The 25,401-nt window shown below is 70.5% G+C and carries 21 protein-coding genes; 5 read left to right on the top strand and 16 right to left on the bottom strand.

Features of this window, described 5'->3' with window-relative positions; translation table 11 throughout:
* Positions 1-40: 40 nt before the first annotated feature.
* The gene (locus AW27_RS29640; RefSeq protein ID WP_304949927.1) at positions 41-1,456 is read right to left on the bottom strand and encodes an MFS transporter; all 1,416 of its coding nucleotides are present in this window, start codon (positions 1,454-1,456) and stop codon (positions 41-43) included.
* Between the two features lie 171 nt (positions 1,457-1,627).
* On the opposite strand from AW27_RS29640, the gene AW27_RS29635 reads away from it, so the two are divergent.
* Positions 1,628-2,548: a helix-turn-helix domain-containing protein gene (locus AW27_RS29635; protein WP_063890654.1), complete on the top strand. Its 921-nt coding sequence runs from the start codon at positions 1,628-1,630 to the stop codon at positions 2,546-2,548.
* Positions 2,549-2,561: 13 nt separating this feature from the next.
* Here AW27_RS29635 and AW27_RS29630 read toward each other — a convergent pair whose 3' ends face one another.
* From AW27_RS29630 to AW27_RS29580, 11 genes are all read right to left on the bottom strand, one after another.
* On the bottom strand, positions 2,562-3,779 hold the full coding sequence (locus AW27_RS29630; RefSeq protein WP_052031309.1) for an acyltransferase family protein: 1,218 nt from the start codon (positions 3,777-3,779) through the stop codon (positions 2,562-2,564).
* A gap of 205 nt (positions 3,780-3,984) precedes the next feature.
* Positions 3,985-5,232 (bottom strand): FG-GAP repeat domain-containing protein, encoded by a 1,248-nt coding sequence (locus AW27_RS29625; protein WP_037928967.1) that lies wholly within the window; start codon positions 5,230-5,232, stop codon positions 3,985-3,987.
* On the bottom strand, positions 5,229-6,011 hold the full coding sequence (locus AW27_RS29620; protein WP_052031310.1) for a hypothetical protein: 783 nt from the start codon (positions 6,009-6,011) through the stop codon (positions 5,229-5,231). The genes AW27_RS29625 and AW27_RS29620 overlap by 4 nt, the downstream gene beginning before the upstream one ends.
* 58 nt (positions 6,012-6,069) lie before the next feature.
* Entirely contained in the window at positions 6,070-7,266 is a 1,197-nt protein-coding gene (wecB, locus tag AW27_RS29615) for a non-hydrolyzing UDP-N-acetylglucosamine 2-epimerase (protein WP_037928969.1), read from the bottom strand.
* 370 nt (positions 7,267-7,636) lie between these two features.
* Positions 7,637-9,322, bottom strand: coding sequence for an FAD-binding oxidoreductase (locus AW27_RS29610; RefSeq protein WP_037928970.1), 1,686 nt, complete (start codon positions 9,320-9,322; stop codon positions 7,637-7,639).
* Positions 9,319-10,581, bottom strand: coding sequence for an MFS transporter (locus tag AW27_RS29605; RefSeq protein WP_078557063.1), 1,263 nt, complete (start codon positions 10,579-10,581; stop codon positions 9,319-9,321). Before AW27_RS29605 ends, AW27_RS29610 begins: the two co-directional genes overlap by 4 nt.
* 8 nt (positions 10,582-10,589) lie before the next feature.
* Positions 10,590-11,375: an SDR family NAD(P)-dependent oxidoreductase gene (locus AW27_RS29600; RefSeq protein WP_037928971.1), complete on the bottom strand. Its 786-nt coding sequence runs from the start codon at positions 11,373-11,375 to the stop codon at positions 10,590-10,592.
* Between the two features lie 149 nt (positions 11,376-11,524).
* Entirely contained in the window at positions 11,525-12,952 is a 1,428-nt protein-coding gene (locus tag AW27_RS29595; RefSeq protein WP_304949926.1) for an MFS transporter, read from the bottom strand.
* Between the two features lie 74 nt (positions 12,953-13,026).
* On the bottom strand, positions 13,027-14,004 hold the full coding sequence (locus AW27_RS29590) for a ParB/RepB/Spo0J family partition protein (protein WP_052031311.1): 978 nt from the start codon (positions 14,002-14,004) through the stop codon (positions 13,027-13,029).
* Positions 14,005-14,195: 191 nt separating this feature from the next.
* Complete coding sequence (gene galU, locus AW27_RS29585) at positions 14,196-15,104, bottom strand: UTP--glucose-1-phosphate uridylyltransferase GalU (RefSeq protein ID WP_037928973.1); 909 nt, start codon at positions 15,102-15,104, stop codon at positions 14,196-14,198.
* Between the two features lie 57 nt (positions 15,105-15,161).
* The gene (locus AW27_RS29580) at positions 15,162-15,746 is read right to left on the bottom strand and encodes a TetR/AcrR family transcriptional regulator (RefSeq protein ID WP_052031328.1); all 585 of its coding nucleotides are present in this window, start codon (positions 15,744-15,746) and stop codon (positions 15,162-15,164) included.
* 308 nt (positions 15,747-16,054) lie between these two features.
* Here AW27_RS29580 and AW27_RS29575 point away from each other — a divergent pair, with 308 nt between their 5' ends.
* Positions 16,055-17,260 carry an IS701 family transposase gene (locus tag AW27_RS29575; protein ID WP_037928978.1) on the top strand — a complete coding sequence of 402 codons (1,206 nt, stop codon included), beginning with the start codon at positions 16,055-16,057 and terminating at the stop codon, positions 17,258-17,260.
* Between the two features lie 93 nt (positions 17,261-17,353).
* On the opposite strand, the gene AW27_RS29570 is transcribed toward AW27_RS29575, so the two are convergent.
* From AW27_RS29570 to AW27_RS29560, 3 genes are all read right to left on the bottom strand, one after another.
* Positions 17,354-18,721, bottom strand: coding sequence for a phosphomannomutase/phosphoglucomutase (locus tag AW27_RS29570; RefSeq protein ID WP_304949925.1), 1,368 nt, complete (start codon positions 18,719-18,721; stop codon positions 17,354-17,356).
* A 120-nt stretch (positions 18,722-18,841) separates the two neighbouring features.
* A complete protein-coding gene (locus AW27_RS29565) occupies positions 18,842-19,798 on the bottom strand; it encodes an NAD-dependent epimerase/dehydratase family protein (protein WP_037928981.1) in 957 nt (318 codons plus the stop codon).
* On the bottom strand, positions 19,795-20,442 hold the full coding sequence (locus AW27_RS29560) for a ScbR family autoregulator-binding transcription factor (RefSeq protein ID WP_037928982.1): 648 nt from the start codon (positions 20,440-20,442) through the stop codon (positions 19,795-19,797). The genes AW27_RS29565 and AW27_RS29560 overlap by 4 nt, the downstream gene beginning before the upstream one ends.
* Positions 20,443-20,545: 103 nt before the next feature.
* Here AW27_RS29560 and AW27_RS29555 point away from each other — a divergent pair, with 103 nt between their 5' ends.
* The 3 genes from AW27_RS29555 to AW27_RS29545 all read left to right on the top strand — a co-directional run bounded on the left by AW27_RS29555 (position 20,546) and on the right by AW27_RS29545 (position 24,840).
* A complete protein-coding gene (locus AW27_RS29555) occupies positions 20,546-21,526 on the top strand; it encodes a ScbA/BarX family gamma-butyrolactone biosynthesis protein (protein WP_037928983.1) in 981 nt (326 codons plus the stop codon).
* 273 nt (positions 21,527-21,799) lie between these two features.
* A complete protein-coding gene (locus tag AW27_RS29550) occupies positions 21,800-23,500 on the top strand; it encodes an AMP-binding protein (protein ID WP_370466619.1) in 1,701 nt (566 codons plus the stop codon).
* 131 nt (positions 23,501-23,631) lie between these two features.
* Positions 23,632-24,840 carry a serine hydrolase domain-containing protein gene (locus AW27_RS29545; RefSeq protein ID WP_037928986.1) on the top strand — a complete coding sequence of 403 codons (1,209 nt, stop codon included), beginning with the start codon at positions 23,632-23,634 and terminating at the stop codon, positions 24,838-24,840.
* Positions 24,841-24,872: 32 nt separating this feature from the next.
* Here AW27_RS29545 and AW27_RS29540 read toward each other — a convergent pair whose 3' ends face one another.
* Positions 24,873-25,157, bottom strand: coding sequence for a hypothetical protein (locus AW27_RS29540; protein WP_037928987.1), 285 nt, complete (start codon positions 25,155-25,157; stop codon positions 24,873-24,875).
* Positions 25,158-25,401 lie beyond the last annotated feature (244 nt).

Raw genomic sequence — 25,401 nt, 5'->3', positions numbered from 1 at the left:
GTTCGCCGCCTCGGCAGGTCTGTCACAAGGCGGAGTTGCCTTAGTTGCCGGTCTGCTTGGCCCGCAGGAAGAGGACGGTGGTGAGGATGCCGAGGACGACGATCGCGGTGTTGACCACGACCGCGGTCGTGATCCCCGCATGAATGTCGGTATTCGCCGCAACCACCGCCGACATGATCGGCGTACCCATCGTGATACCGATCTGCTGCGTCATCGTCGCCAAACCCGTCGCCATACCCTGCTCACGATCCGGCAACCCCGTCGTCGCCGTCACCATGAACCCGACGATCACCAACATGTTGCCCACACCACCCGCGAACGTCGCGACCAGCAACAACCACATCGACGCAGACGTCTCACCCAACGCCACCAAACTCAGCGTCGCCACCGCCTGCAACACACCACCCACGATCAACGTCGACCGCGTACCCACCGCCCCAATCACCCGCGGAGCAACCGAACCACCGATCACCGTGCCCACACCCAGCACACCGAACGACAACCCCGCCGTCAACGGCGAGAAATCCAAAACCTCCTGCAGATACAGCGTCATCAGGAACACCAAACTGGTCTCCGTCAAAAACGCAACCAGACCAGCAACATTCCCCCACGCCACCGTCCGCTTCTTCAACACACTCACCGGCACCAACGGAGCCGACGACCTCGACTCCACCGCATAGAACACCACCAACAACACCACACCAGCCGCCAGCCAACCCCACGCCGACGGAGCACCCCAACCACGCTCACCCGCCTGCGTCAACCCATAAACCAACGCCAGCAGACCCAACGTCACCGCCGTCGCACCCGGAACATCCAACCTCGGACGCACATCCGGACGCGACTCACGAATCACCGTCGGCGCAATCACCAACACCACCAGAGCAACCGGCACATTGATGAAGAACGCCCACCGCCACGACAGCAGATCCGTCAACACACCACCCAAAATCGCACCCGTGGTGAACCCCGCCGACATCAACGCACCATTCAGCCCCAACGCCTTCTCCCGCAACGGACCCTCAGGAAACGACGTCGTCAACAACGACAGACCAGCAGGCGTCACCGCCGCCGTCGCAAGACCCTGAAACACCCGCGCCACAATCAACATCTCAGGCGACGTCGCCAAACCACCCACCAACGACGACACACCCAAAACCGCCAGACCCACCAGGAACAGCCGACGCCGCCCGAACAGATCCGCCACCCGACCGAACAACAACGTGAAACCCGCAGCACACAACGCAAACGACGTCGCGATCCACTGCAGATTCGACAACGAGAACCCAAGCCCGTCACCGATCACCGGCAACGCCACATTCAGGATCGAAAAATCCACCGCCAGCATGAACTGCGCCACCAGCAACACCACAAGCACCAACCTCAGGCGCCCATCCAAACGAACAGGCCCCTCCCCCCCACCCGCATCAACCCGCGCACCCTCGACAACCGACATCGCCAGACTCCCTTTCGATCACGCGACGGCGTGTTGCGTCGCGCCATCGACTCTGGACCGGTCGGGAAGGGTTACCCAGCCCCCTGGCTGTGCTGGCGCCGCGCAAGCTAGCACTCCCAGGGCCACCTTCCGGGGCGACGTCCGGCGCCTTCCCCCGGCACACTGGAAGGCATGGACACACCGACCGCTCTGGGAGAGTTCCTCCGCACCCGTCGCGCCCAGCTCCAGCCCGAGGACGTCGGGCTACCGTCCCACGGCACCCGTCGGCGCGTGCCCGGGCTGCGACGCGAGGAGCTCGCCCTGCTGGCCGGCGTGAGCATCACGTACTACACGCACCTGGAGCAGGGTCAGAGCACGAACGCCTCCGACAGCGTCCTCGACGCACTGGCCCGGGCGCTGCGCCTGACCCCGGACGAGCACGCGCACCTGCACAACCTGGCCCGGCCGCCGCGCGCCAAGCGGGCCCCCTCGCCCCGCCCCGAGTACGCCCGCGACACCACGCGCCGGCTGATCGGCGCGATGCCCCAGGTGCCCGCCGTCGTCCTGGACGGCCGCAACAACGTGCTCGCCTGGAATCGGCTGGGGCACGCCCTGCTCGCCGGGCACCTGGACTTCGTGAGCCCCGACGATCCCGCCGTACGCCCGAACCTCACGCGGATGCTGTTCCTCGACCCGCACACCCGGGAGCTGTACACGGACTGGAAGGGCGAGGCCCGGGTCGCGCTTGCGGCACTGCGCCTGGTCGCGGGACGCAATCCCGAGGACCGTGCGCTGGCCGAGCTGATCGGATCGCTCATGCTGCAGAGCCCGGACTTCGCCTCGCTGTGGTCGAAGCATCCGGTGCGGGACTGCACGGTCGGGACGAAGACCCTGCACCATCCTGTGGTGGGCCCGCTGACCCTCGACTTCGAGAACCTGCACCTCACCGACGGCACCAACCACCGGATGCTGCTCTACAGCGCCCCCGAGTCCTCCCCCTCGGACGCGGCACTGCGCATGCTGGCGAGCCTGACCGCCGGCGCGGCGGCCGGTGCGGGCCGGGGTACGCCGGAGCCCGCGCCGGCTGATGCCGACGCGGGCGGTGAGCGGTAGGGCGGCGGGCGGGTCAGTCCCGGACGGACGCGCTGACCGGGGTGCGGTCGCCGGGCGGTTCGTGGGCCGGGGCCGGTGCGGCCGGCGTACGGGGCCTGGCGCGGCCGAAGCGGCGCATGGCCGGCATCTCGACGAAGCGGAACAGGAGCCAGCCGCCGAGCAGCGAGGCGGTGAAGAAGCCGGCGATCACCAGCAGGGCCACCGGAACGCTGTAGGTGTGCTCACCCAGGAGCGAGCGCAGGTAGAAGATCGTGACGCCCTGGACGAGGTAGAAGCCGAAGGAGACCTCGCCGAGCCAGACCATGGGCCGGCTGCGCAGGAAGGTCTGGCGGCCCTGGACGTCGGCGTTGGCGGTGGCCCCGATCAGCGCGGCGACGGGGACGATCGTGGCGACGACGAATCCGTACTGGAACGGAGCGACGAGCGCGGCGGCGTAGCCGAGGACGGTCAGGACCAGGGATACGGCGAAGCCGACGCGGCGCGGCCACAGTCCCGCGAGGACGATGCGGGCGAGCAGGATGCCGAGCACGAACTCGAAGAGGCGGCCGGCGGGCAGCAGGTAGCCGAACCAGAACTGCATCCCGGAGATGGGTGTGATGGTGGACTTCGGGGTGTCGGGGACGAAGTAGGTGGCTATCAGCTGGACGGCGACCATCCCGGCGATCATCGCGGCGCTCCAGCCCCACAGGGCGGTCCGGCCGCGGAGCCGCCGGATCGGGACGACGAGCGCGGGGAAGAGCACGTAGAAGAGCAGCTCGCTGCCGAGGGACCAGCTGGGCGGGTTGACGCTGAGGTTGACGGTGGGCTGCGGCCACCAGGTGTGGATCAGCAGGAGGTTGGGGAGCCAGTCGGCGACTCCGGTGACGGCCGATCCGGCGAAGAGGATCATCGCGGCGGCGAAGACGACGATGTGGTTGGGGAAGATCTTCAGCAGTCGGCGGCGCAGGAACGCGGTGACGCGCTCGCCGGGCTTGGCGGCCCAGGCGAGGACGAAGCCGGAGAGGACGAAGAAGAAGGAGACGCCCAGGTACCCGGCCTTGCCGAAGGCGGTGGAGAGCCAGTCCGCGATGCCGGCGTCGGCAAAGGGGTTGATCGGGGCGTTGGGCGGGATCGGGGAGTCGGTCAGCGACGCGTGGAAGAAGAAGACGGAGAGGGCGGCGAAGAACCGCAGGCCGGTCAGTGAGGGCAGCTTCGCCCGCTTCGCGGCGTCGGAGGACGTCGTGGAGGCCACAGGGAATCGCTCTTTCGGAAGAGGTGCGGAAGAGGTTTCGTGAGGGACGGCCACCGGGGCCGTGGTCCGCCGTGCGGCGGGGGCACGGTCCCGGGCGGCGCGCGCAGGGGCGTCGCGGAAGGCGGGACTGCCCGTCGGGGCTCGTGGGTGCGGGGAGGGAGGGGCGGCGGCCGGTCCCGGGGACCGGGCGCCGCCACGGGTTCCCCTACTGCTCGATCTGGTTGCGGTGGACCATGAGCTTGGCGTCCTTGGCCACGTAGTAGTTCTGCACGGAGTACGCGATGGTGGCGAAGTCCAGGCGGCCGTCGCCGTTGAAGTCGGCGGTGGCGATGCGGGCGACGGACTCGTCCGAGACCCGCCACTTGGCCCAGATGCCGTTGGCGGCGTCGATCGCCTTGTAGTACATGACGCCCTGCCACGGCCACGGGCCGCGCAGCGCCACGAGGAACTCGTCGTCGCCGTCGCCGTCGAAGTCGGCGCAGACGATCTGGTGGCCGGGGCCCTCGCCGTTCTCGTTGGGGTCGCCGTAGACGTCGAGCAGGACGCGGTTCCAGCTGTGCCCGTCGCCGGCCTTGGTGTACACGGCCACCGTGTTGCCGTGGAAGGGCTCGATGGCGGCGACGTAGGCCATCGGGTCGTCGCCGAGGCGGCCGGCGTTGAGGTCGCCGCTGCCGCGGAATCCGGTCTGCTCGAACTGGGTGAGCTCGCCCGTGCCGATCAGCTCCCGGATCCACTCCTGGCGCGCCTCGTCGTAGTGGAGCCAGGTGACACCCTCGTCGGAGGCCAGCAGCAGGGACTCCAGGTCGGAGCCGGGTATCAGGCCCTGCTTCTTCTCGGCTCCGTGGATCATCCGGAAGTGGCTGTCGTCGATGACGGTCATCTCCCACTCCTGTGCCGTGTGCACGTCGTCGGGCTGGGTGAACAGCACGACGGGCAGTACGGCGTGGACGTCCTCCTTGGCGACGATCGGCAGGCCGATGATCTGGAGCCGGTCGGTGCGGGTGAAGTGGCCGGCGCGCAGCCGGTGCATCCCGGTGGCCCGGCCGACGTAGTGGCGCTTCCAACGGGATTCGTCCTTGTCGGGGGTGCCCGGGTTCTCCAGCCAGTCGATCTTGCCGCCTTCGGTGTTGGCGTCGTGGATGGTCCCGATCGGGCCGTACAGGTCGTAGCAGACGATGACGTCGGGGTGGCCGTTGCCGGTGACGTCGGCGAAGTCGGCGCCGACGGGCATCTTGATCCGGTCGGCTATCAGGCGGCGGGTCCAGTCGCCGTCGTTGGCGTACCAGTAGATCTCGCCGAGGCGCAGCCCGTAGCCGAAGAGGTCCGGCTTGCCGTCGCCGTCGATGTCCGGGGCTTCCAGCCAGTAGCCGTCGCGCAGCTGGTCGGCTACGACCTCGGCGGTGAACTTCGGTGCGCGCAGGGCGGTTCCGCCCGTGTTGCCGGTGGTGGTCACGACGGGTTCTCCAGAGGGTTCGGGGTGGTCACGGGGAAGAGGGTGCGCAGGGCGCGGGGTACGGGGTGGTACTCGATGGCGAGCCACACGCAGTCGGTGTCGGCCCGGTACTGGTGCCAGGGGTAGTGGTAGGTGCACTGGGGACCGGTGGCGCAGAACGGGTCCGGGGTGGTGTAGCCGGGGCTCATCAGGACGTCCTGGTAGAGCGTGGCGTGGTCGCGGTCCCGGAAGCGCTGCATCCGCCCGAGGCCGTGGACCTGGGTGTGGACCTCGATGAAGTCGTGCTGGTTGTGCACGGCGCAGTCGGTGCCTGCGGGCGAGAACCAGAGGTTGGCGCGGACGTTGAACTCGCGCAGGTCCGTGGGGGTCTCGCGCTCGCCGAGCACATGGGCCGGGTCGAACAGGACGGTGTTGATGTCGTCCTGGGGGCTGCGGTGCAGGGGGGTCTCGCGGGGGAACTCGCCGGGGGCGAGGAGGTCGGCGAGGTGGGACCAGCCGGGTTCCGCGGTGATGCCGGTGATGTCGGTGCCGTCGGGGGCGGAGCGCAGGAGGAGGAGCGCGTCGGCCTTCTCGATGCGGGTGTCGGAGAGGACGGTGGAGGAGAGCGGGGGGATGGTCTTGCGGGGTTCCTCCGCGATGGTCACGGGCGTCACACCGGGGTTCACGACGATGCTGCGGCCCTCGACGGTGTAGTCCACGGCGTCGCGCACGAGGTCGGCCCTCAGGTACGGAGTGCTGAAGTTGAGCGGGCGTTCGACGGCGGACGGGGTGGCTCTCATGCGTGCTCCTCTCGATCGGGACCCGGACGCGGGCCCGGGTAGGGGCCCGGGTGGGGGCTCAGGTGCGGGCGAAGTCGGCCGTGCGGGCGAGCTCGACGCTGAGCTCGTCGACGGCGTTTTCGGGGACGAAGGGTTCGGGGGCGGGGCCGAGGCCGAAGAAGTGGGCGAGGGCCGCGACGGTGCGCTCGGTGGCCCGTCCGTCGCCGTACGGGTTGGCGGCGTTGGCCATCCGGTCGTAGGCGGCACGGTCGCGCAGCAGCTCCTGGGTGTGGGAGACGATGCCGTCGGTGGCCGTTCCGACGAGGCAGGCGGTGCCGGCCACGATGGCCTCGGAGCGCTCGGTGACGTCGCCGAGGACGAGCGTCGGCTTGCCGAGGGCGGGCCCCTCCTCCTGGCTGCCGCTGCTGTCCGAGACGATGATGTCGGCGCGGCCCATGAGCTTGCAGAAGCTCAGGTAGGGGAGCGGGTCGGTGACGGTGATGCCCGGGTGGCTGCCGATGTGCGGCAGGAGCGCCTCGCGGACGACGGGGTTGCGGTGGAGCGGTACGACGACGCGGACGCCGGGCTCGTCGGCGATGCGGGCGAGGGCCCGGCCGATCTGCGGCAGGTGCGGCCAGGCCTCGCGGCGGTGCGCGGAGGCCAGGACGACCCGCCGCGGGTCGCTGTCGAGGTCGGCCAGGGCCGGGTCGCCGTAGCTCTCCGCTCGGCCGCTGGCCCAGCGCAGGGCGTCGATGACGGTGTTGCCGGTGACGGTGACGGTGTCGGCGGCGATGCCCTCGCGGAGCAGGTTCGCGAGGTTGCCGGGGGTGGGGGCCAGGTGGAGGGCGGCGACCTGCGCCACGAGCCGTCTGTTGCCCTCCTCGGGGAAGGGCGAGCCGAGCCGGCCGCTGCGCAGTCCGGCCTCGACGTGGACGACGGGGATGCGCAGGTGGAATCCGGCCAGGGCTCCGGTGAGGGTGGTGGCGGTGTCCCCATGGACCAGGACGGCGTCGGCGGGCGAGGCGGCGAAGTAGTCCTCCAGGCCGCGCAGCGAGCGGTAGGTGACCTGGGAGAGGGTCTGCTTGGGAGCCATCACGTTCAGGTCGACGTCGGCGCTGAGGCCGAAGGCGTCGAGGGTCTCGTCCAACATCTGGCGGTGCTGTCCGGTGGAGATCACGACGGGCTCGAAGCGCGGGTCGTCCTGGAGGGCGCGGATGACCGGCGCGAACTTGATGGCTTCCGGCCGGGTGCCGAGGACTACGGCGACGGAACGCATGGCTTCCTCTTTCTTCGTGGCGCGTTGGGAATCGGGCCGTGGCATGGCGGGGGAAGGACGCGGCACGGCGGTGCCGCGGGCGGACCTGCGGGTGTGGCTACGGGTGTGGCCAGGGGATCGGATCACTCTGCGAGGGGCCTTTTTCGGCTGCCCTCTTCCGGCCTGCCATCAGCTTTCCCGGAGCCGCCCGGACAGTCAACGAACTCCCCCGGCCACTCGAACAGACGCTCGGGAACGCCAGAAGCCCCGCACTCCGGGGAAGGGAGTGCGGGGCTTCTGAGCAGGGACGACGGTCGGGAGACCGCGGGCAGGGTCGCGTGGGGGACGCCGGACCGCCGGCGGTGGCCCGCCGGCCGTCGTCCGTCCGGGATCAGCCTCGCGCAGGCTTGATCGACATGGAGTGGCGGAAGAAGTCGGACGGGTCGTAGCGCCTCTTGACCTGCTGGAGGCGCGGGTAGTTGTCCTTGTAGTACAGGGTCTGCCAGGGCACGCCGGAGCGGTTGCGGCGGGGGTCGGTGATGTCGCGGTCGGGGTAGTTGATGTAGCAGCCGTCGGTGCTGTCGTCGATCAGGGGCACGCCTCCGGTCGCCGAGAAGAAGTCCTCGTAGAGGTCGCGCAGCCAGCCCAGGTAGAAGGCGTCTTCGCTCTCCTCCTGCCAGAAGGTCTGGAAGCACATCTTGAAGATGGACGTCCGCTGCGCGTTGGCCGTCGCGTCCGGTGCGACGGCGTTGACCTGGCCGCCGAAGGAGAACAGCACCAGCATGGTGTCGGGGTTCTTGAAGTCCGGTCGGCTCATGTACCGGTAGAGCGCGGAGATCTGGTGGTCGGTGAAGTTCTTGCGCATGTAGGCGGACTTGTGTGCACCGCGTGAGGTCGGGTTGGTGATGGTGGGGTTGTTGGTGCCGACGAGCCGGGTCGCCTGGAGCCAGGGCAGGGTGCGGGGCTCGGCGAACTGCGGCATGGCGGGCAGTTCGCCGGTGGCGCGGGTCAGCGCCCGGGGCGTGACCCCGGTACCGGCGGTGATGGCCGCCACGTAGTCGTCGAGCAGTTTGCGGGCGTTCGGCACGGTCGCGTCGACCTGGGTGAACATGCCCAGGCTGCCGTGCGCCTTGGAGCTGACGTTGAAGAGGCTGGAGAGGTTGCGGTAGGGGCTGTCGGGGGCGCTGTTCGCGGCGTGCCAGGCGCCGAAGTTCTTCAGGAGACGGGTGAACTTGGCCTCGTTCAGCTGCTCCCAGGGGAAGTCCAGGGCGCTCACCAACACCTTGGACGGCGGCGCTATCAGCTGCTCGGAGGGTTCGGATCCCTTCGCGCCCGGTGAGCGGAACCAGTAGCGGGTCACCAGGCCGAAGTTGCCGCCTCCCCCGCCGGTGTGCGCCCACCACAGGTCGCGGTGGGGGTCGTGCTTCTCGCGGGTGGCGACAACGGTGCGGACGCCTCCCTTGCCGTTGGTGACGACGACCTCCACGGCGTAGAGGTGATCGACGACCAGGCCGTGGGCCCGGGAGAGGAGCCCGTAGCCGCCGCCGACGATGTGGCCGCCGGCTCCGACGCTGTAGCAGATGCCGCCGGGGATGGTGACGCCCCAGCCCTTGTAGAGGGCTTCGTACACGTTGATCAGGCGGGCTCCGGCCTCCACGACGAAGGCGCGCCGCGCGGGGTCGTAGCCGACGTGGGTCATCTCCGAGAAGTCGATGATGACCTCGGTCTCGGGGTGGGCGGCGAAGTCGGCGAAGCAGTGGCCGCCGCTGCGCACGGAGACCCGCTTGCCGGCCCGGACGGCGTCTCTGAGGGCCCGTTCGGCGTCCGCGGTCGAGCGGACCATCTTGATGTAGTCGGGGCGTGCGACGAAACGCTGGTTGTTGCCGGTGGTGAGCATCTCGTAGCGCGGGTCGCCCGGGCGCACAACGGCTCCGCTACCGGCGGCCGCGCCGGAAGCCGCGGACTCGGCGGGGTTCGTGGCCGCTGCCGCGGGGCCGGCGAGCGCGCCGGCCACCGCCGCGCCTCCGACGACGGCCGCGCTGCGGGTGAGCATGGTCCGGCGGTCGACACCGTTCATGGGGCTACCTCACTTCTCTTCGACGAGGGGACGGGTGCCGTGCCCGGCACCGGCTGGGTGGGGTCGTGCGGGAGTGGTGCGGAAGGGAACGCCTCGGCGGCCGGAGGCTTCGGGCGGCTCCTGCGATCGAGGTGACCGGAGAGGGCCGCGGTCCCGAGTCCGGCGGCGGCGAGTCCGGCGCCGATCCAGGTCGGCGAGGTCCATCCCAGGCCGTGGGCGACGGCGAGGCCGCCGAGCCAGGCGCCGAGGGCGTTGCCCAGGTTGAAGGCCGCGATGTTGGCGGCGGAGGCGAGGGCCGGAGCCCCGGCCGCCTGCTGCATGACGCGGGCCTGGAGCGGCGGCACCGTGGCGAAGCCGATCGCTCCGAAGGCGGCCAGGGTGACCGCGGCGGGCAGGGCGGCCCGTGAGGTGAAGGTGAACACCACCAGCACCAGGCACAGGCCTCCGAGGATGAGGTACAGGCTGGGCATGAGGGCCCGGTCGGCGGCCCGGCCGCCGAGTACGTTGCCCACGCACAGGCCGGTCCCGAAGAGGACGAGGAGCCAGGCGACCGCGCCGTCGGAGAAGCCGGCCCGTTCCGTCATCATGGGGGCGAGGTAGGTGAAGGAGGCGAAGACGCCGCCGAAGCCGAGGACGGTGGTGGTCAGGGCCAGCCACACCTGGGGCCGGCGGAAGACGGCGAGCTCGCCGCGCAGGGCCCCGCTCTGCGGTGCGGGCTGTGCCGGGACCAGGGTGATCAGGGCGAGGAGCCCCACGATCCCGATCCCGGTGACGGCCCAGAAGGTCGAACGCCAGCCGAACTCCTGCCCCAGGAAGGTTCCCAGGGGCACGCCGAGCACATTGGCCAGGGTCAGGCCGGTGAACATCAGGGCGATGGCGCTCGCCCGCCGGTCGGGGGCCACGAGGTCGGCGGCCACGACGGAGCCGATCCCGAAGAACGCTCCGTGGGTGAGAGCCGCGATCAGCCGCCCGCCCATGAGAGCCGTGTAGTCCCCGGCGAGGGCGCAGAGCAGGTTGCCTGCGATGAAGATCGCCATGAGCAGGACGAGCATGGTCTTGCGGGGAAGCCGGGCGCCGGCCGCTGTCATCAGCGGTGCGCCGACCACCACGCCCAGGGCGTAGCCGGTGACCAGCATGCCGGCGGAGGGGATGGACACGGACAGGTCGTCGGCCACTTCGGGGAGCAGGCCGACGATGACGAACTCGGTCGTCCCGATGCCGAAGGCGCCGACCGCGAGGGCGAGGAGGGAAGCACGCATCGGCCCGGTCAGATCTGCCGCAGGGCGCCGCCGTCGACGCTCCATTCGGCGCCGGTGACCTGGCCCGCCAGGGGCGAGAGCAGATACGCGATCACGCCGGCGACGTCTTCGGGGGTGCCGATGCGGCCGCTGGGCAGTCGGCGCACCTCACGGATGAAGTGGTCGACGGCCTCGTCGGCGGGCAGCCCGAACCGTTCGCCGAGTTGGTCGGCGAAGCCTCCGGGGGCGTCGAAGAGCGCGGTCCGGGTGGGCCCCGGGGAGACCACGTTCGAGCGCACCGCCCGTGCGCCGAACTCCGCGGCCAGGGATTTGGAGAGGGACAGCAGTGCCGTCTTCGAGGCGGCGTAGTCGGTGATGCCGGGGTCGGGATAGCGGGCGGCCTCGCTCGCCACGTGGACGACGGACCCCGCGCCCGCCTCCAGCAGCGCGGGCAGGGCCGCACGGGTCATGCGGACGGCGGAGTGGAAGTTGACCTCGAAGGTGGTCTTCCACTGCTCGTCGCTCACGTCGAGGAAGCCGGTACGGGACTCCAGCGCGCCGACGTTGTTCACGAGGCCGTCGAGGCGGCCGTGGCGAGCTGCCACGGCGTCGGCGACCTGCTGGGCCGCAGCCGGATCGGTGAGGTCGGCGGCCAGGGTGCTGACCCGCTCGCCGAGCCCTTCGGTGCTCCACGGCTTGCGGGCGACACCGACGACGGCGGCGCCCTCGGCGGCCAGGAGGCGGACGGTGGCCTCGCCGATGCCGGACGACGCGCCGGTGACGAGGTATACGCGGTCTTCGATATGGAGGTCCATCACGTTCCTTGGGAAAGAGGAGTTCTTGGGGAGGGGGACCTGGGGAGGGGGACCTGGGGAGGCGATACGGGAAGGGGGAAGCGGCCCGGCACGGTCGGGGGCGGCCGGGCCGGGCCGCTTCCATGGGGGGGGATCGGTCAGGAGGTCGGTCAGCCGGCGGCGGGGGTCTGCGCGGCCTTGCTCCTGAGGAAGAGGACGGTGGTGAGGATGCCGAGGACGACGATCGCGGTGTTGACCACGACCGCGGTCGTGATCCCCGCATGAATGTCGGTATTCGCCGCAACCACCGCCGACATGATCGGCGTACCCATCGTGATACCGATCTGCTGCGTCATCGTCGCCAAACCCGTCGCCATACCCTGCTCACGATCCGGCAACCCCGTCGTCGCCGTCACCATGAACCCGACGATCACCAACATGTTGCCCACACCACCCGCGAACGTCGCGACCAGCAACAACCACATCGACGCAGACGTCTCACCCAACGCCACCAAACTCAGCGTCGCCACCGCCTGCAACACACCACCCACGATCAACGTCGACCGCGTACCCACCGCCCCAATCACCCGCGGAGCAACCGAACCACCGATCACCGTGCCCACACCCAGCACACCGAACGACAACCCCGCCGTCAACGGCGAGAAATCCAAAACCTCCTGCAGATACAGCGTCATCAGGAACACCAAACTGGTCTCCGTCAAAAACGCAACCAGACCAGCAACATTCCCCCACGCCACCGTCCGCTTCTTCAACACACTCACCGGCACCAACGGAGCCGACGACCTCGACTCCACCGCATAGAACACCACCAACAACACCACACCAGCCGCCAGCCAACCCCACGCCGACGGAGCACCCCAACCACGCTCACCCGCCTGCGTCAACCCATAAACCAACGCCAGCAGACCCAACGTCACCGCCGTCGCACCCGGAACATCCAACCTCGGACGCACATCCGGACGCGACTCACGAATCACCGTCGGCGCAATCACCAACACCACCAGAGCAACCGGCACATTGATGAAGAACGCCCACCGCCACGACAGCAGATCCGTCAACACACCACCCAAAATCGCACCCGTGGTGAACCCCGCCGACATCAACGCACCATTCAGCCCCAACGCCTTCTCCCGCAACGGACCCTCAGGAAACGACGTCGTCAACAACGACAGACCAGCAGGCGTCACCGCCGCCGTCGCAAGACCCTGAAACACCCGCGCCACAATCAACATCTCAGGCGACGTCGCCAAACCACCCACCAACGACGACACACCCAAAACCGCCAGACCCACCAGGAACAGCCGACGCCGCCCGAACAGATCCGCCACCCGACCGAACAACAACGTGAAACCCGCAGCACACAACGCAAACGACGTCGCGATCCACTGCAGATTCGACAACGAGAACCCAAGCCCGTCACCGATCACCGGCAACGCCACATTCAGGATCGAAAAATCCACCGCCAGCATGAACTGCGCCACCAGCAACACCACAAGCACCAACCTCAGGCGCCCATCCAAACGAACAGGCCCCTCCCCCCCACCCGCATCAACCCGCGCACCCTCGACAACCGACATCGCCAGACTTCCTTTCCGACACACACATGAACGGGGCCTTCCAGCAGGGAAGGCCGGTATGGGGGGATGGCCGCTCAGGCTCGCGCCTCCGCCGAGGCACGGCGGCCCAGTTCCTCCGAGAGTTCCTGCCAGTCGCGGGCGCACTGCGCGGCAGCGGCGGCGGCGGTCTCGGCGCGGTACGGGGGTACCGCGGCGACGATCCGCTCGCGCTGGCGCAGGCCGCTCACCTGGAGGTCGAGCATGCGCAGGAGCAGCCTGCCGGCCTCGCTGAGTCTGAGCAGGGGGTCCTTGCACAGGCCGGTGACCAGCGCGGGTAGTGGTTGTCCGCGGGCCCGTCCCCGGTCGGCCGGCCGGGCCGGCGGGGGCTGCGGGCCGCCGGAGCGCCGCTGGCCCGCCGGTACGGGGTCCTCGCCCTCGCCGATCCGGCGGCGCACATCTCGTACGGTCGAGGGCGCGATGCCCGCCTCCCGCGCGATCTGCCGCAGGGAGGCGGTGGGCCGTCCCGCGAGCAGCCGGGCCGCGGCCTCACGTCCGCGGACCGGATCGGCGGGACGGACGCGTCCGTCCCGTCCGACGCGGCCCTGCGGTGCGTGCTGCGGCGCCTCCCGGCGACGCAGTGCCGCGACGGTCTTCGCCGCGAGCCCGGTCCGCTGCGCGATCCCGCGGTCGGACCAGTCAGGGTGGGTTTGCAGGATCCGTAGGGCCGCCGCGGTCCGCTCCGCCAGTGTCAGCGGGAGTCCGTGGCTGATGTTGGCTTCGACCGACAGGACGAACGCGTCCTCGGCGCTGCCGTCGAAGTACACCACCGCGACGGTGTCACGCCCCCTCAGCACGGCCGCCCGCAAGCGGTGCGTGCCGTCGATGACCCGCATCGTGGGGCGGTGCACGAGCAGCGGCGGCAGGGGCCGGCCGGAGTCCGCGAGGGCCTGTGCGTGGCCCTCGTCCACGAGGACGGCTCGGGGGGAGTCAGCGGCGAGCAGTGCGCCGACCGGTATCTCGTGGGCGGCTCGGGGGGTCCGAGGCGCCGGGTGTCCTGCGTTCGGGTCGTCCATGATCCACCTCCCTTCGTGTGCTCGGGGCCCGGAGCCCGCGTCGTTCGCCGGGCCGGAGAAGAAATTACGTAATTACCGTTCGGTAACCAATCTGGCAGCCGAACCCCGCTGCGATTTGGGCAAGTTGGCAGAGTCGGGCTCGGCCCGGTGGGCGACCGCGGAACTTCCCCAGTCGCCCACCGGGCGGCGGTTCAGACCGGCGCGAGCTCCTCGGAACGGACGAACTCCCGCAGCCAGGAGAGGAATTCGGGGCCGAGGTCCTCGCGCTCGCAAGCCAGCCGGACCGTCGCGCGCAGGTACTCGGCGCGGTCCCCCGTGTCATAGCGGCGGCCGGAGAAGACCACCCCGTGCACGGGACGGCCGGCGCGGACCAGGGTGCGCAGTGCGTCCGTGAGCTGGATCTCGCCGCCGCGCCCGGGACCGGTGCCGCGCAGCACCTCGAAGATCTCGGGGTCGAGCAGGTAGCGACCGATGACCGCGAGGTTGCTGGGGGCGGTGCCGGGCTCCGGCTTTTCCACCAGCTCGGTGATGCGCACGCCGTCGCCGGCGGCCGTCGCCCGCTCGACCGCGGCGCATCCGTACAGGTGGATGGCGTCCGGGTCGACCTCCATGAGGGCCACCACGCTGCCACCGAGACGGGCGCGCACTGCGGCCATCCGGGCGAGCAGGGGGTCCCTGGGGTCGATCAGGTCGTCGGCCAGGAGGACGGCGAAGGGCTCCCTGCCGACGTGCGGCGCGGCGCACAGGACGGCGTGCCCGAGGCCCTTGGGGTCCCGCTGGCGCACGTAGTGGATGTCGGCGAGTTCGGTGGAGGCGCAGACGCTGTTGAGTTTGTCCTGATCACCACGGCGCTGGAGGGCCTCCTCCAGCTCGTAGTTGCGGTCGAAGTGGTCTTCGAGCGGCCGCTTGTTGCGTCCGGTGACCATGAGGATGTCCGACATCCCCGCCGCGACCGCCTCTTCCACCACGTACTGGATGGCGGGCTTGTCGACCACCGGAAGCATTTCCTTCGGGGTGGCCTTCGTCAGCGGGAGGAATCGGGTACCGAGTCCCGCGGCGGGGATCACTGCCTTGGTTATCTGCGGAGTCACGGAATTCATACCGCTGACGCTAGACGGCTGCTCGCGCCAGTGGCCAGAATTCTGCCGCTTTCTCGCCTACTTGGGCACTTCCGCCCCCGGCGGGGCCGCGACGCGCCGCTGGATGAGGCTCCACAGATCGGCGAGCTCGCCGGCGATCGCGCCGGGCCGGTCGCCCCGGTCGCGGCGCACCCGCGCCACGACACCGCCGACCAGGTGACCTGTCAGCGCGGCGAGCGAGCGCGGGTCGACCTCGGGATGGAGCTGCCCCTCCGCCGCCGCCCGTTCCAGCAGGTGCTCGACGTCCGGGAGCCAGCAGCCGCACCACTCGGGCCCGGCGCCGGCACGTTCCCGGGTGAGCCGGGCCGCGGCGCGCACGGCCGGGTCCGCCTCGATCAGCCAGCCGAGGGCCAGGACGAGGGAGGAGACGGTGTCGAGGGCCGGCTCTCCGCGGGCCGTCACGGACTCGACCACTCTCCGGGTGGCGGCCCGACCGGATTCCTCGACGGCCGAGGCCAGTTCCCCCTTCGCCGCAAAATGAAAAGTGACAGCCCCGATCGAAATCCCGGCCGATCTGCTCAGCCGGGACAGCGACGTCCCGTCGTATCCATTGCGGTCGAATTCGGCGGCGGCCACCGAGATCAGATGATTACGGGTGCGCACGCCGCGCTCTTGCTTCACCACTGCACTACCAATGCCATCCTGTTCGTTCCTCACTCACCCCCGCGCCCGGCACGGGAGCGGCTTCCAGCGTCACCCCGGCGCCGACCGCGCACAACGATCACTTGACGAAGAAGCGACCATGCCCCGCCGTCCCGTGCCGCCCGCGGCGGAGTCGGGTGGCGTCGTGCTCCAACGTGCCCAAGTCGCCGCGGAGGCGCCACACTTTAGCTAGAAAACAAAACGAACGTTCTGTATTCTTACCGCTGCCATGGCGCAGACCGATGTCCGCACTGGAGGGGAGACAGCAGATGACGGCGCACATGAGGACCGGAGCCCTGGCTGCCGGCGGCACCGCCCTGGACGAGTACACCGAACGCCTCTTCGGCCACTTACCGAGGGCCGACCAGCGAAGATGGGCCCGGGTCTACCTGCAGGGCCTGCTCACCACCCCGGGCAAGAAGTCCGTCCGCAGACTCGCCGCGTCCGTGACCGCGTCACCGACCGCGTCCCAGTCCTTGCAGCAGTTCATCAACGCGAGCCCCTGGGCATGGGATCCGGCCCGCGCCGAACTGGTCCGCTGGGTGGAGGAACGCCATCCGGTGCGTGCCTGGACGATCGGGCAGGTCTGCTTCCCCAAACGGGGTGACCATTCGGTCGGCGTGCACCGCCGCTTCGACCCCGTCGCCGGACGCATCGTCAACTGCCAGTTCGCCTACGCCCTCTTCCTCTCGCTGGACGGCACGAGCCTGCCCGTCGACTGGCGGCTGCTGCTTCCCGAAGGCTGGTCGGCGGATCCGGTCCTGCGCCGCCGGGCGCGGATCTCCCCCGACGTGGCACACCAGGCCCCGGAGCATCTGGTCCTGGAGCTCGTGGACGCGGTCGCCGCCCGTACCTCGGCCGTGCACGCGCCCGTCGTCGCCGATCTGAGCCGCCTCGGTGCCGCCGCCGCCCTGATCGGCATGCTGGGCCGGCGCGGCCACGACTTCCTGGTGTCCGTCCCGCCGACCCTCGCCGTCTGCGCGACCGGGCCGCGGCAGGGGGCCGAGGCGGGCCGGGCGGCCGGGCACACCACCACTGCGGGCGAGCTCGCCCGTCGGGGCAGCACCAGCCATCCGTACGCGGCGCAGCTCACCGGCCCCGCCGCAGGCGCGCACCCGCACCCGCAGCAGATCCGGTCGGCCCTGGTCCGGGTGCCGGGCGCCGGTTCGGCGGCCCCCGGCGGGCAGCAGACATACCGTCTCTTCGGTGAACGGCGGCCCGCCGCCGGGGTCCGGGCGGGCGGTGCGATCTGGCTGACCAACATGAGCCGGGCCCGGATGGACGACCTGCTGCGGCTGGTCAGGCAGACGGGGCGGGCCGCCGCCTCGCTGGGCGCCCTGGCCGACGACTTCGGGCTCCTCGACTTCGAGGGGCGTTCGTTCCCCGGCTGGCACCACCACATGACGTTGATGTCCGCTGCGTACGCCTACCGGGGTCTGCCGGCCCTGCGGGAGCGGTATGCGTCGTCGGCGTAGCGGCGGGGCCGGGGGTCCGGCCCGGGTCGGAGGGCGCGGGGGCCTGGGGGTCGGAAAGGGCCCCGGCCCCCGGCAGGGCCCCCGGGCCGGGGGTCAGGCCCGGATCAGGGCCAGGGCCTCGTCCCGGACCCGGGACAGCGTGTCCACGTCACGAGCCTCAACGTTCAACCGCAGCAACGGCTCCGTGTTCGAAGCACGCACGTTGAACCACCACCCCGCACCCGTCACCGTCAAACCGTCCAACTCATCCAGCTCCACACCCTCACGACCCGCGAACGCCTCCCGCACCGCAACCAACCGGCCCGCCTGGTCCGCCACCGTCGAATTGATCTCCCCCGACCCCTCATACCGGTCATACGACGCCACCAACTCCGACAACGGACCGTCCTGCCCCCCCAGAGCCGCCAACACGTGCAACGCCGCCAGCATCCCCGTATCCGCGTTCCAGAAGTCCTTGAAGTAGTAGTGCGCCGAATGCTCACCACCGAAGATCGCACCCGTCCTCGCCATCTCCTCCTTGATGAAGGAATGACCCACCCGGGTACGCACCGGCGTCCCACCGCACTCCCGCACCACCTCCGGCACCGACCACGACGTGATCAGATTGTGGATCACCGTGCCCGACCCACCGTGACGCGCCAGCTCACGCGACGCCACCAGAGCCGTGATCGCCGACGGCGACACCCCCACACCACGCTCGTCCACGATGAAACAACGGTCCGCGTCCCCGTCGAAGGCGATCCCCAGATCCGCACCCTCCGCCACCACCCGCGCCTGCAGATCCACGATGTTCTTCGGATCCAACGGATTCGCCTCATGGTTCGGGAACGTCCCGTCCAGCTCGAAGTACATCTCCGTCACCTCCAACGGCAGACCCTCGAACACCGTCGGGACGGTGTGACCGCCCATGCCGTTGCCCGCGTCCACAACCACCTTCAACGGACGGATCGACGCCAGATCCACCAAAGACCGCAGATGCTCCGCATACCCCTTCAGGGAGTCCCGCTCCGTCACCGTCCCCGGCACCGTCCCCGCCGGAACCTCCGGAACACCCCCGTCCAGCCACCCCTCCACCAACACCCGGATCTGCGACAACCCCGTGTCCCGACCCACCGGCGCCGCACCCGCACGACACATCTTGATCCCGTTGTACCGCGCCGGATTATGCGACGCCGTGAACATCGCACCCGGCAGCCCCATCGCACCCGACGCGTAATACAACTGATCCGTCGAACACAAACCGATCAACGTCACATCCACACCACGCGCCGCAGCACCCCGCGCAAACGCCGCCGACAACCCCGGCGACGACGGACGCATGTCATGCCCCACCACGATCGCCGACCCACCCACGACCTCGACGAAAGCACCACCGAACAGCTCCGCCAGCGACTCGTCCCACTCGTCCGGCACAACGCCACGCACGTCATACGCCTTGACGATGTTCGAAAGGTCGGGCATTTCCACTCCTCCACAAGGTTCACGGGATGACCAGGACCGACTGTCTCCGGGACGCTACCCGCCCGCATCCCCGCCACGGCCCGTCCGCCCCCATCCCGCTGAGGCTTTGGCAGATCGCCGTCACCCCGGTGTGACGGCGCCTCTCTCCCGGTACCAGGCGGCCGCCCGGCCGAGCCGGGCGAGCGGGCCCGGACCCGGGTCGATCCCGGCGAGCCCCCATGCCGCGTCCGCGCGGTACCAGTGGTCCCGCGCCAGCAGCGTGAACTGCCGCTCGCTCACCCAGCCCGGGGTCGCGGCCAGCGCCTCGACACATCTGCTCCAGGGCCAGTCGGCGGCGGGCCGCTCCGGCAACACTCCCTGCGCGGCCAGCGCGTGCATGAGGTCGCGGTTGCGCACCGGCTCGGGGTGGTGGGCGTGCAGGACGCCCTCCGCCCGGGCCGCGGTACCTCCCCCGAGGGCGAAGGCCGTGAAGAGCCGCGCCAGGTCGTCGGCGTCGACGAAGGAGGCCAGTCCCGCTCCCCCGTCCCACTGTGCCGGTACCCGCCGGAAGGCATCGGCGAGAGCCGGCACGACCCACCGGTCCCCGCTGCCCAGGACCAGTCCGGCGCGCAGGACCAGGCCCCCGGCGGCGAGCACGGACGCCTCCCCCGCCAGCCGGCTGGCGCTGGCCGGCGACACCGGGGCGGGGGCCAGCTCGGCCGCGTCCGCGCCCCGGTGCGGTCCCGGACCGTAGACCGCGCACGTCGACAGGTGGACGACGCGCCGCACACCCGCGCGCCGCGCCTCCGCCATCAGGGCCGCGGTACCAGCGGTGTTGACCGCCTCGCAGCGGCCGGCGTCGGGTCCGATGTAGGAGGCGAGCGACAACAGCGCGTCGGCGCCGTCGCACACGCCCCGCAGGGAGGCGGGCTCGGCCAGGTCCGCACCGACCCGGTGCACGGAGCCCGGCGCGGCCGGTGCCGCCGTACGGGACACCACGCGCAGCACGATCCCCGGTTCCCGCTCCAGCAGGCGGCGCAGCACCGCGGAGCCGACGAAACCCGTCGCCCCGGTCACGACGACCTGGCGGCCGCTCACCCCTGCTGCTCCGCCCCGGCCGTCTCCAGGGTCAGGCGCAGGCCCTTGCGGGTGTCCTCGGTGGCGACGGCGGGCAACAGGTAGCGCCAGAGCGAGGCGATGCGCTGGGGCAGGTCGGCCCGGCCGGTGGAGACCTGCGAGAAGAGCTGGGCGCCGGTGAAGGAGCTGACCAGCACCCACGCCAGTTCGTGGTCGTCGACGTCCGGCTGGAGCTCGCCCTTGGCCCGGGCGAAGCGCAGCTGCTGGCGGAATTCGAGCACCCAGGCCTGGTAGGCGACGTCGTCGCGGAGGCCGAACTCGCCCTGCTCCACCGCCAGTCGTACGCCGGCACGGAGCACCGGATTGTGCCGGAGCTGCTCCGCGAGGTAGAGCGTGATGTCCACCAGGCGCTGGAGGCCGTCCTCGCCCGCGGGGAACTCCAGGCCCTCGCCCTGCCCGACCATCACGGCGTAGGCGAGTTCCTCCTTCGAGCTGAAGTGGAAGTACATCCCGCCCTGCGTGACGTCCGCCCGCTTCATGATCTTGCTGATGCTGGCTCCGCTGAAGCCGAACTCGTCGAAGACCTCCGCCGCGGCGCGGAGGATGGCCGCCTTCGTCTGAACTGCCCTCAGTTGAGGGGCTCGTTGCTGCTTTCGTTCTGACATGTGCACCTAACCTTCTCGACAAAAAAAACGAACATCCTTTATTTTAGGACCCAGCGCCGAACAAGCACCAGCTCATGTCCGACGTTCCAGGGGGGCTCAACCAATGACTGTGTCAGCTGCTCACTCCACCTCGCCCGCGACCGCCTCGCTCAGCAGCGCGTTACCACGGGAATACGTGCACAAGAGCGCACACTCCGAAGTCCTGCTCACCGGATGGCGTTCCGTCGCTCCCGACGAGTACGTCATCACCGCCCAGTGGCCCCGCGCCCACAGCTTCTACTCGCCCGACGCGGGCCACCACGACCCGCTCCTCCTGGCCGAATCCGTCCGCCAGGCCATCCCGCTGCTCAGCCATGTGGCGTACGACGTGCCCTTCGGCCACCGCCAGATCTGGGACACCTTCAGCTACTCGGCCAACCCCGCTGCCCTCGTGGTCGGTTCAAGACCGGCCGACATCGTGCTCCACATCCGCTGCTCCGGCATAGCCCGCCGGGGACGCCGGCTGGCGGGCCTGACCATGCACGTCACGGCCACCCGGGACGGGGAGTTCCTGGGTACCGCCGAAGCGGCGTTCACCAACCAGCCCGAAGCCGTCTACCAGCGCCTGCGCGGCGGAAACGGCGACCTCGCGCAGGTGGCCGCCCGCGTCATCCCGCTCCCGCCGCCGATGACGCCCCGGCGGGTGTGCCGCGACCGCTTCCACGACGTGGTCCTCTCCCCGACCAGCTCGACCCACCGGGCGCAGCTGCGGGCCGACATCAACCACCCGATTCTCTTCGACCACCCCGTCGACCACGCTCCCGGCATGCTGCTGCTGGAGGCCGTCCGCCAGGCCGCGTACGCCTCCGCCTTCCCCCGCCGGGGCGTCCTGACCGACATGGAGATGCGGTTCTTCCGCTACGCGGAGCTGAACTCGCCCTGCTGGATCGAAACGACCGCGCTCCCCGACCGGACGGCTGCGCCGGACGGCCGCCGGCTTCCCGTGCGGGTCGTGGCCCGACAGAACGGCGAGGAGGTCTTCACGGCCACGGCGACGATCACCGCCATGGCGCCCGCGCCCCGGCGCACCTTCTCCACGCCCTGACCCTTCCCCGCCCCACGTGTACGACAGAAGGCGCCCGCCCGGGTTCTGCCCGGCGGGCGCCTTCCGTTCGTCCTCGGCCGCCCCGCCTCCGACCCCCCGGACCCGGCCGAGCGCACCGGACGTGAGCGGGCGTCACGCACCGCGGGGCCGCCTTCGTACGCCGCGGACCGCCCGGGACCTCGGGCCCCGGCCCGTCGCGCAGGCGTAGGCGTAGGCGTAGGCACCCGCGCACCCGGGGCAGGCTGGCAGGGGGCTCCCCGTCACCCCGTCAGTATGTTCCCGGCGCGACCGCCCCAGGCCGCCCGCCTGTCCGCACGCCCGCCAGTCCGTCTCCAGGAGGTCCATGTGTCTGCCGCATCGAGTTACGCGTCCGGGGTCTGCGAAGTGCCGCTGCTCGGTGACACCATCGGCGAGAACCTGGACCGGACGGTACGCAGGTTCCCCGACCGCGATGCCCTCGTCGACGTGGCTGCCGGCCGCCGGTGGACGTACGCAGAGCTGGCCGCCGACGTCGACGCCCTCGCGCTCGGTCTGCTCGACCTGGGCATCGCCAAGGGCGACCGCGTCGGAATCTGGGCCCCCAACCGCGCGGAGTGGACACTGGTGCAGTACGCCACCGCCCGGATCGGCGCGGTCCTCGTCACGGTGAACCCCGCCTACCGCTCCCACGAACTGGAGTACGTGCTGCGGCAGTCCGGCATCCGGCTGCTGGCCGCCGCCGACCGCTTCAAGACCTCCGACTACACCGCCATGATCGAGGAGGTGCGCCCTCGGTGCCCCACCCTGGAGTTCGTGGCCGTGCTCGGCGGTCCCCTGTGGGACTCCCTACTGGAGCGCGGCCGCCGGGGCGACCCGGCAGACCTGGCCCGTGCGCAGGCCTCGCTCAGCCCGGACGACGCCATCAACATCCAGTACACGTCGGGGACCACCGGATTCCCCAAGGGCGCGACCCTCTCGCACCACAACATCCTGAACAACGGCTTCTTCGTGGGCGAGCTGTGCCATTACACCGAGCAGGACCGGGTCTGCATCCCGGTGCCGTTCTACCACTGCTTCGGCATGGTCATGGGCAACCTCGCCTGCACCAGTCACGGTGCCGCCATGGTGATCCCCGCGCCGTCCTTCGACCCGGCGGCCACCCTGGCCGCGGTGGAGTCGGAGAGGTGCACCTCGCTCTACGGGGTCCCCACGATGTTCATCGCCGAACTGGCGCAGCCCGGCCTCGACTCCTACGACCTGTCCAGCCTGCGCACCGGGATCATGGCGGGCTCGCCGTGCCCGGTCGAGGTCATGCGGGAGGTCATCGGGCGCATGGGCATGGCCGAGGTGTCCATCTGCTACGGGATGACCGAGACCTCGCCGGTGTCGACGCAGACCCGCGCAGACGACTCCGTCGAGCGCCGGGTGTCCACCGTGGGCCGCGTCGGGCCGCACCTGGAGGTGAAGGTGGTCGATCCGCGGACCGGGCGGACGGTCCCCCGCGGTGAACCGGGTGAACTGTGCACGCGCGGCTACTCGGTGATGCTCGGCTACTGGGAGGAGCCCGAGCGCACCGCGGAGGCCGTCGACGCCGCCCGCTGGATGCACACGGGCGACCTGGCCGTGATGGACGACGACGGCTACCTCAGCATCACCGGCCGGATCAAGGACATGGTGATCCGCGGTGGGGAGAACCTCTACCCGCGCGAGATCGAGGAGTTCCTCCACACGCACCCGGACGTCGTCGACGTCCAGGTGATCGGGGTGCCCGACCCCAAGTACGGGGAGGAGCTGATGGCGTGGGTGCGGATGCGCGAGGGCGCCGAGCCGCTGACCGCGGACGCAGTCCGCGCGTACTGCGCGGGCAGGCTGGCCCACTTCAAGATCCCGCGCTACGTGCACGTCGTGGAGGAGTTCCCCATGACCGTCACCGGGAAGGTCCGCAAGGTGGAAATGCGCCAGGAGGCGCTCCGCCTGCTGGAACTTCCCTCCTAGAACGGCGCGTTGCGGCTCACGCCCCGGCTGCCCCTCATCGATGATCTTCATGGGGCGTCGGGGCCGTGCCACCCGGCCCGCCGCGACGCCCCGCCCTTCCCTGCCGACTGACCACCGACCAGAGGAACACCGTGTCACTGCCCGTGAACCGCCGTCTCGCCCTGACCACCGCCCTGCTCGCCGTGACGGCCGCGATCGCGCCCGCGACCACCGCCCGGGCCGCCGACCGCTCCCCCGACCTCGAAGCGCTCACCCAGGCGCTGCGGAACACGACCGCCGCCGGCGCGCCCGGCGCCATGGCCCGGTTCAGCGGCCCCGACGGAGTCCGCACCCGGACCGTCGGCGTTCGCGACAGGAGCTCGGGCGCCGCCATGGACCCGCGGGCCCGCTTCCGGATCGGTAGCGTCAGCAAGACCTTCTCCTCGGTGGTCCTGCTCCAGCTGGTCGGCGAGAAGAAGATCGAACTGGACGCCCCGGTCAACCGATACCTGCCCGGCCTGCTGCCCGACGGGCGGATCACCGTGCGCCACCTGCTGACCCACCGCAGCGGCCTCGCGGACTACACCGACGCCATGTTCGAGCACACCGTCCCCGGCTTCGAGGCCGTGCGCAACCGGGTGTTCAGCTACCAGGAGCTGCTGGACCTCTCGCTGCGCGAGCCCAGGACGACCGAGCCCGGCGTGGCGTACGCCTACTCGAACACCAACTTCGTCGTGGTCGGGATGCTGATCGAGAAGACCACGGGCAACCAGGTGGGCAAGGAGTACGAACGGCGCATTTTCAAGCCCCTGGGCCTGCGCGACACCTCCTACGTACACCCCGACACCAGGATCAGGGGGTTGCACGCCCGCGGCTACCTCCACCCCGACGAGGCCGGGGCTCCGCTGGTCGACTCCACCGAGCAGACGGTGTCGTGGGCCCAGTCCGCCGGAGCGGTGATCTCCAGCCCGGCGGACCTGAACACCTTCACGTCCGCACTGCTCGGCGGCCGGCTGCTGGCCCCGCCGCTGCTGGACGCCATGGTCACCGCGACCCCGACGGACGCCACGAACACCCGGTTCTACGGGCTGGGTCTGCGCCGCTACGACCTCTCCTGCGGCACCTCGGTCTACGGCCACACGGGCACGGTGCAGGGCTTCTACACGTACGCCTTCTCCACCCGCGACGGCCGGCGCAGCCTCTCGGCGATGGCCAACACCTCCAACAGGGGTGCGGCCAACGCGGCGCTCGGCGGCACCCTCGAAGCCGCGTTCTGCGGCAAGCAGGCCGAGAAGAAGGGCGCGCGCGGCTTCGGCGTCGCCCCGGCCGAGGTGGACCTGCCCGAGCGCAACGCGCGCTGACGCTCCGCCCGGCCCGGCACCGCCCCGGCGGCTCAGCCGGTGCCCACCGCCTCGTCGCAGGCGGGGCAGACCCGGTCCGCGTACCCGTCCTCGTACCAGGTCGGGCCGGGCCGCTCCGCGGGCGTCCGCGGAGCGGCCCGCATCGCGAAGGTGTCCCTGCCGCAGTAGGTCCGCGGTCCGGGGACACCGGGCATCCCGGGCGCGGCGGGCGCCGCGTGGACGCGCACGACCGCCGCCTCTCCGCCCGCGCCGCCGGCCCCTCCGGCGTGCGCCGCCGCCGGATCCTCCACCTCGTACACCACGGCCATCCCACTCATACCCCGACGGTAGGCGGTCCCGTGGCTCACGTCGTCCGGCCACGCCGGACGGGCCCGTCCCCGCCCGGTCACGCGAGCGTGCGCCTGACGAATCATCAGGTCATCTGTCCCGGACTCTTGACTCCGTCGACGACAGTGGCGATTCTCGACCCACCGTTTGCGGGTTCATGACAATTTCAAGGCCTTCCGCGGCCGTCGCGTCCCCGAACGGGTCCGGCATCTCCTCCACCGCGCCATCCGCTGA

This window comes from Streptomyces sp. PCS3-D2 (assembly GCF_000612545.2).
Lineage (GTDB): Bacteria > Actinomycetota > Actinomycetes > Streptomycetales > Streptomycetaceae > Streptomyces.
The sequence above is the reverse complement of the archived record's forward strand: the minus strand, read 5'-3'. Positions and strand labels throughout refer to the sequence as shown.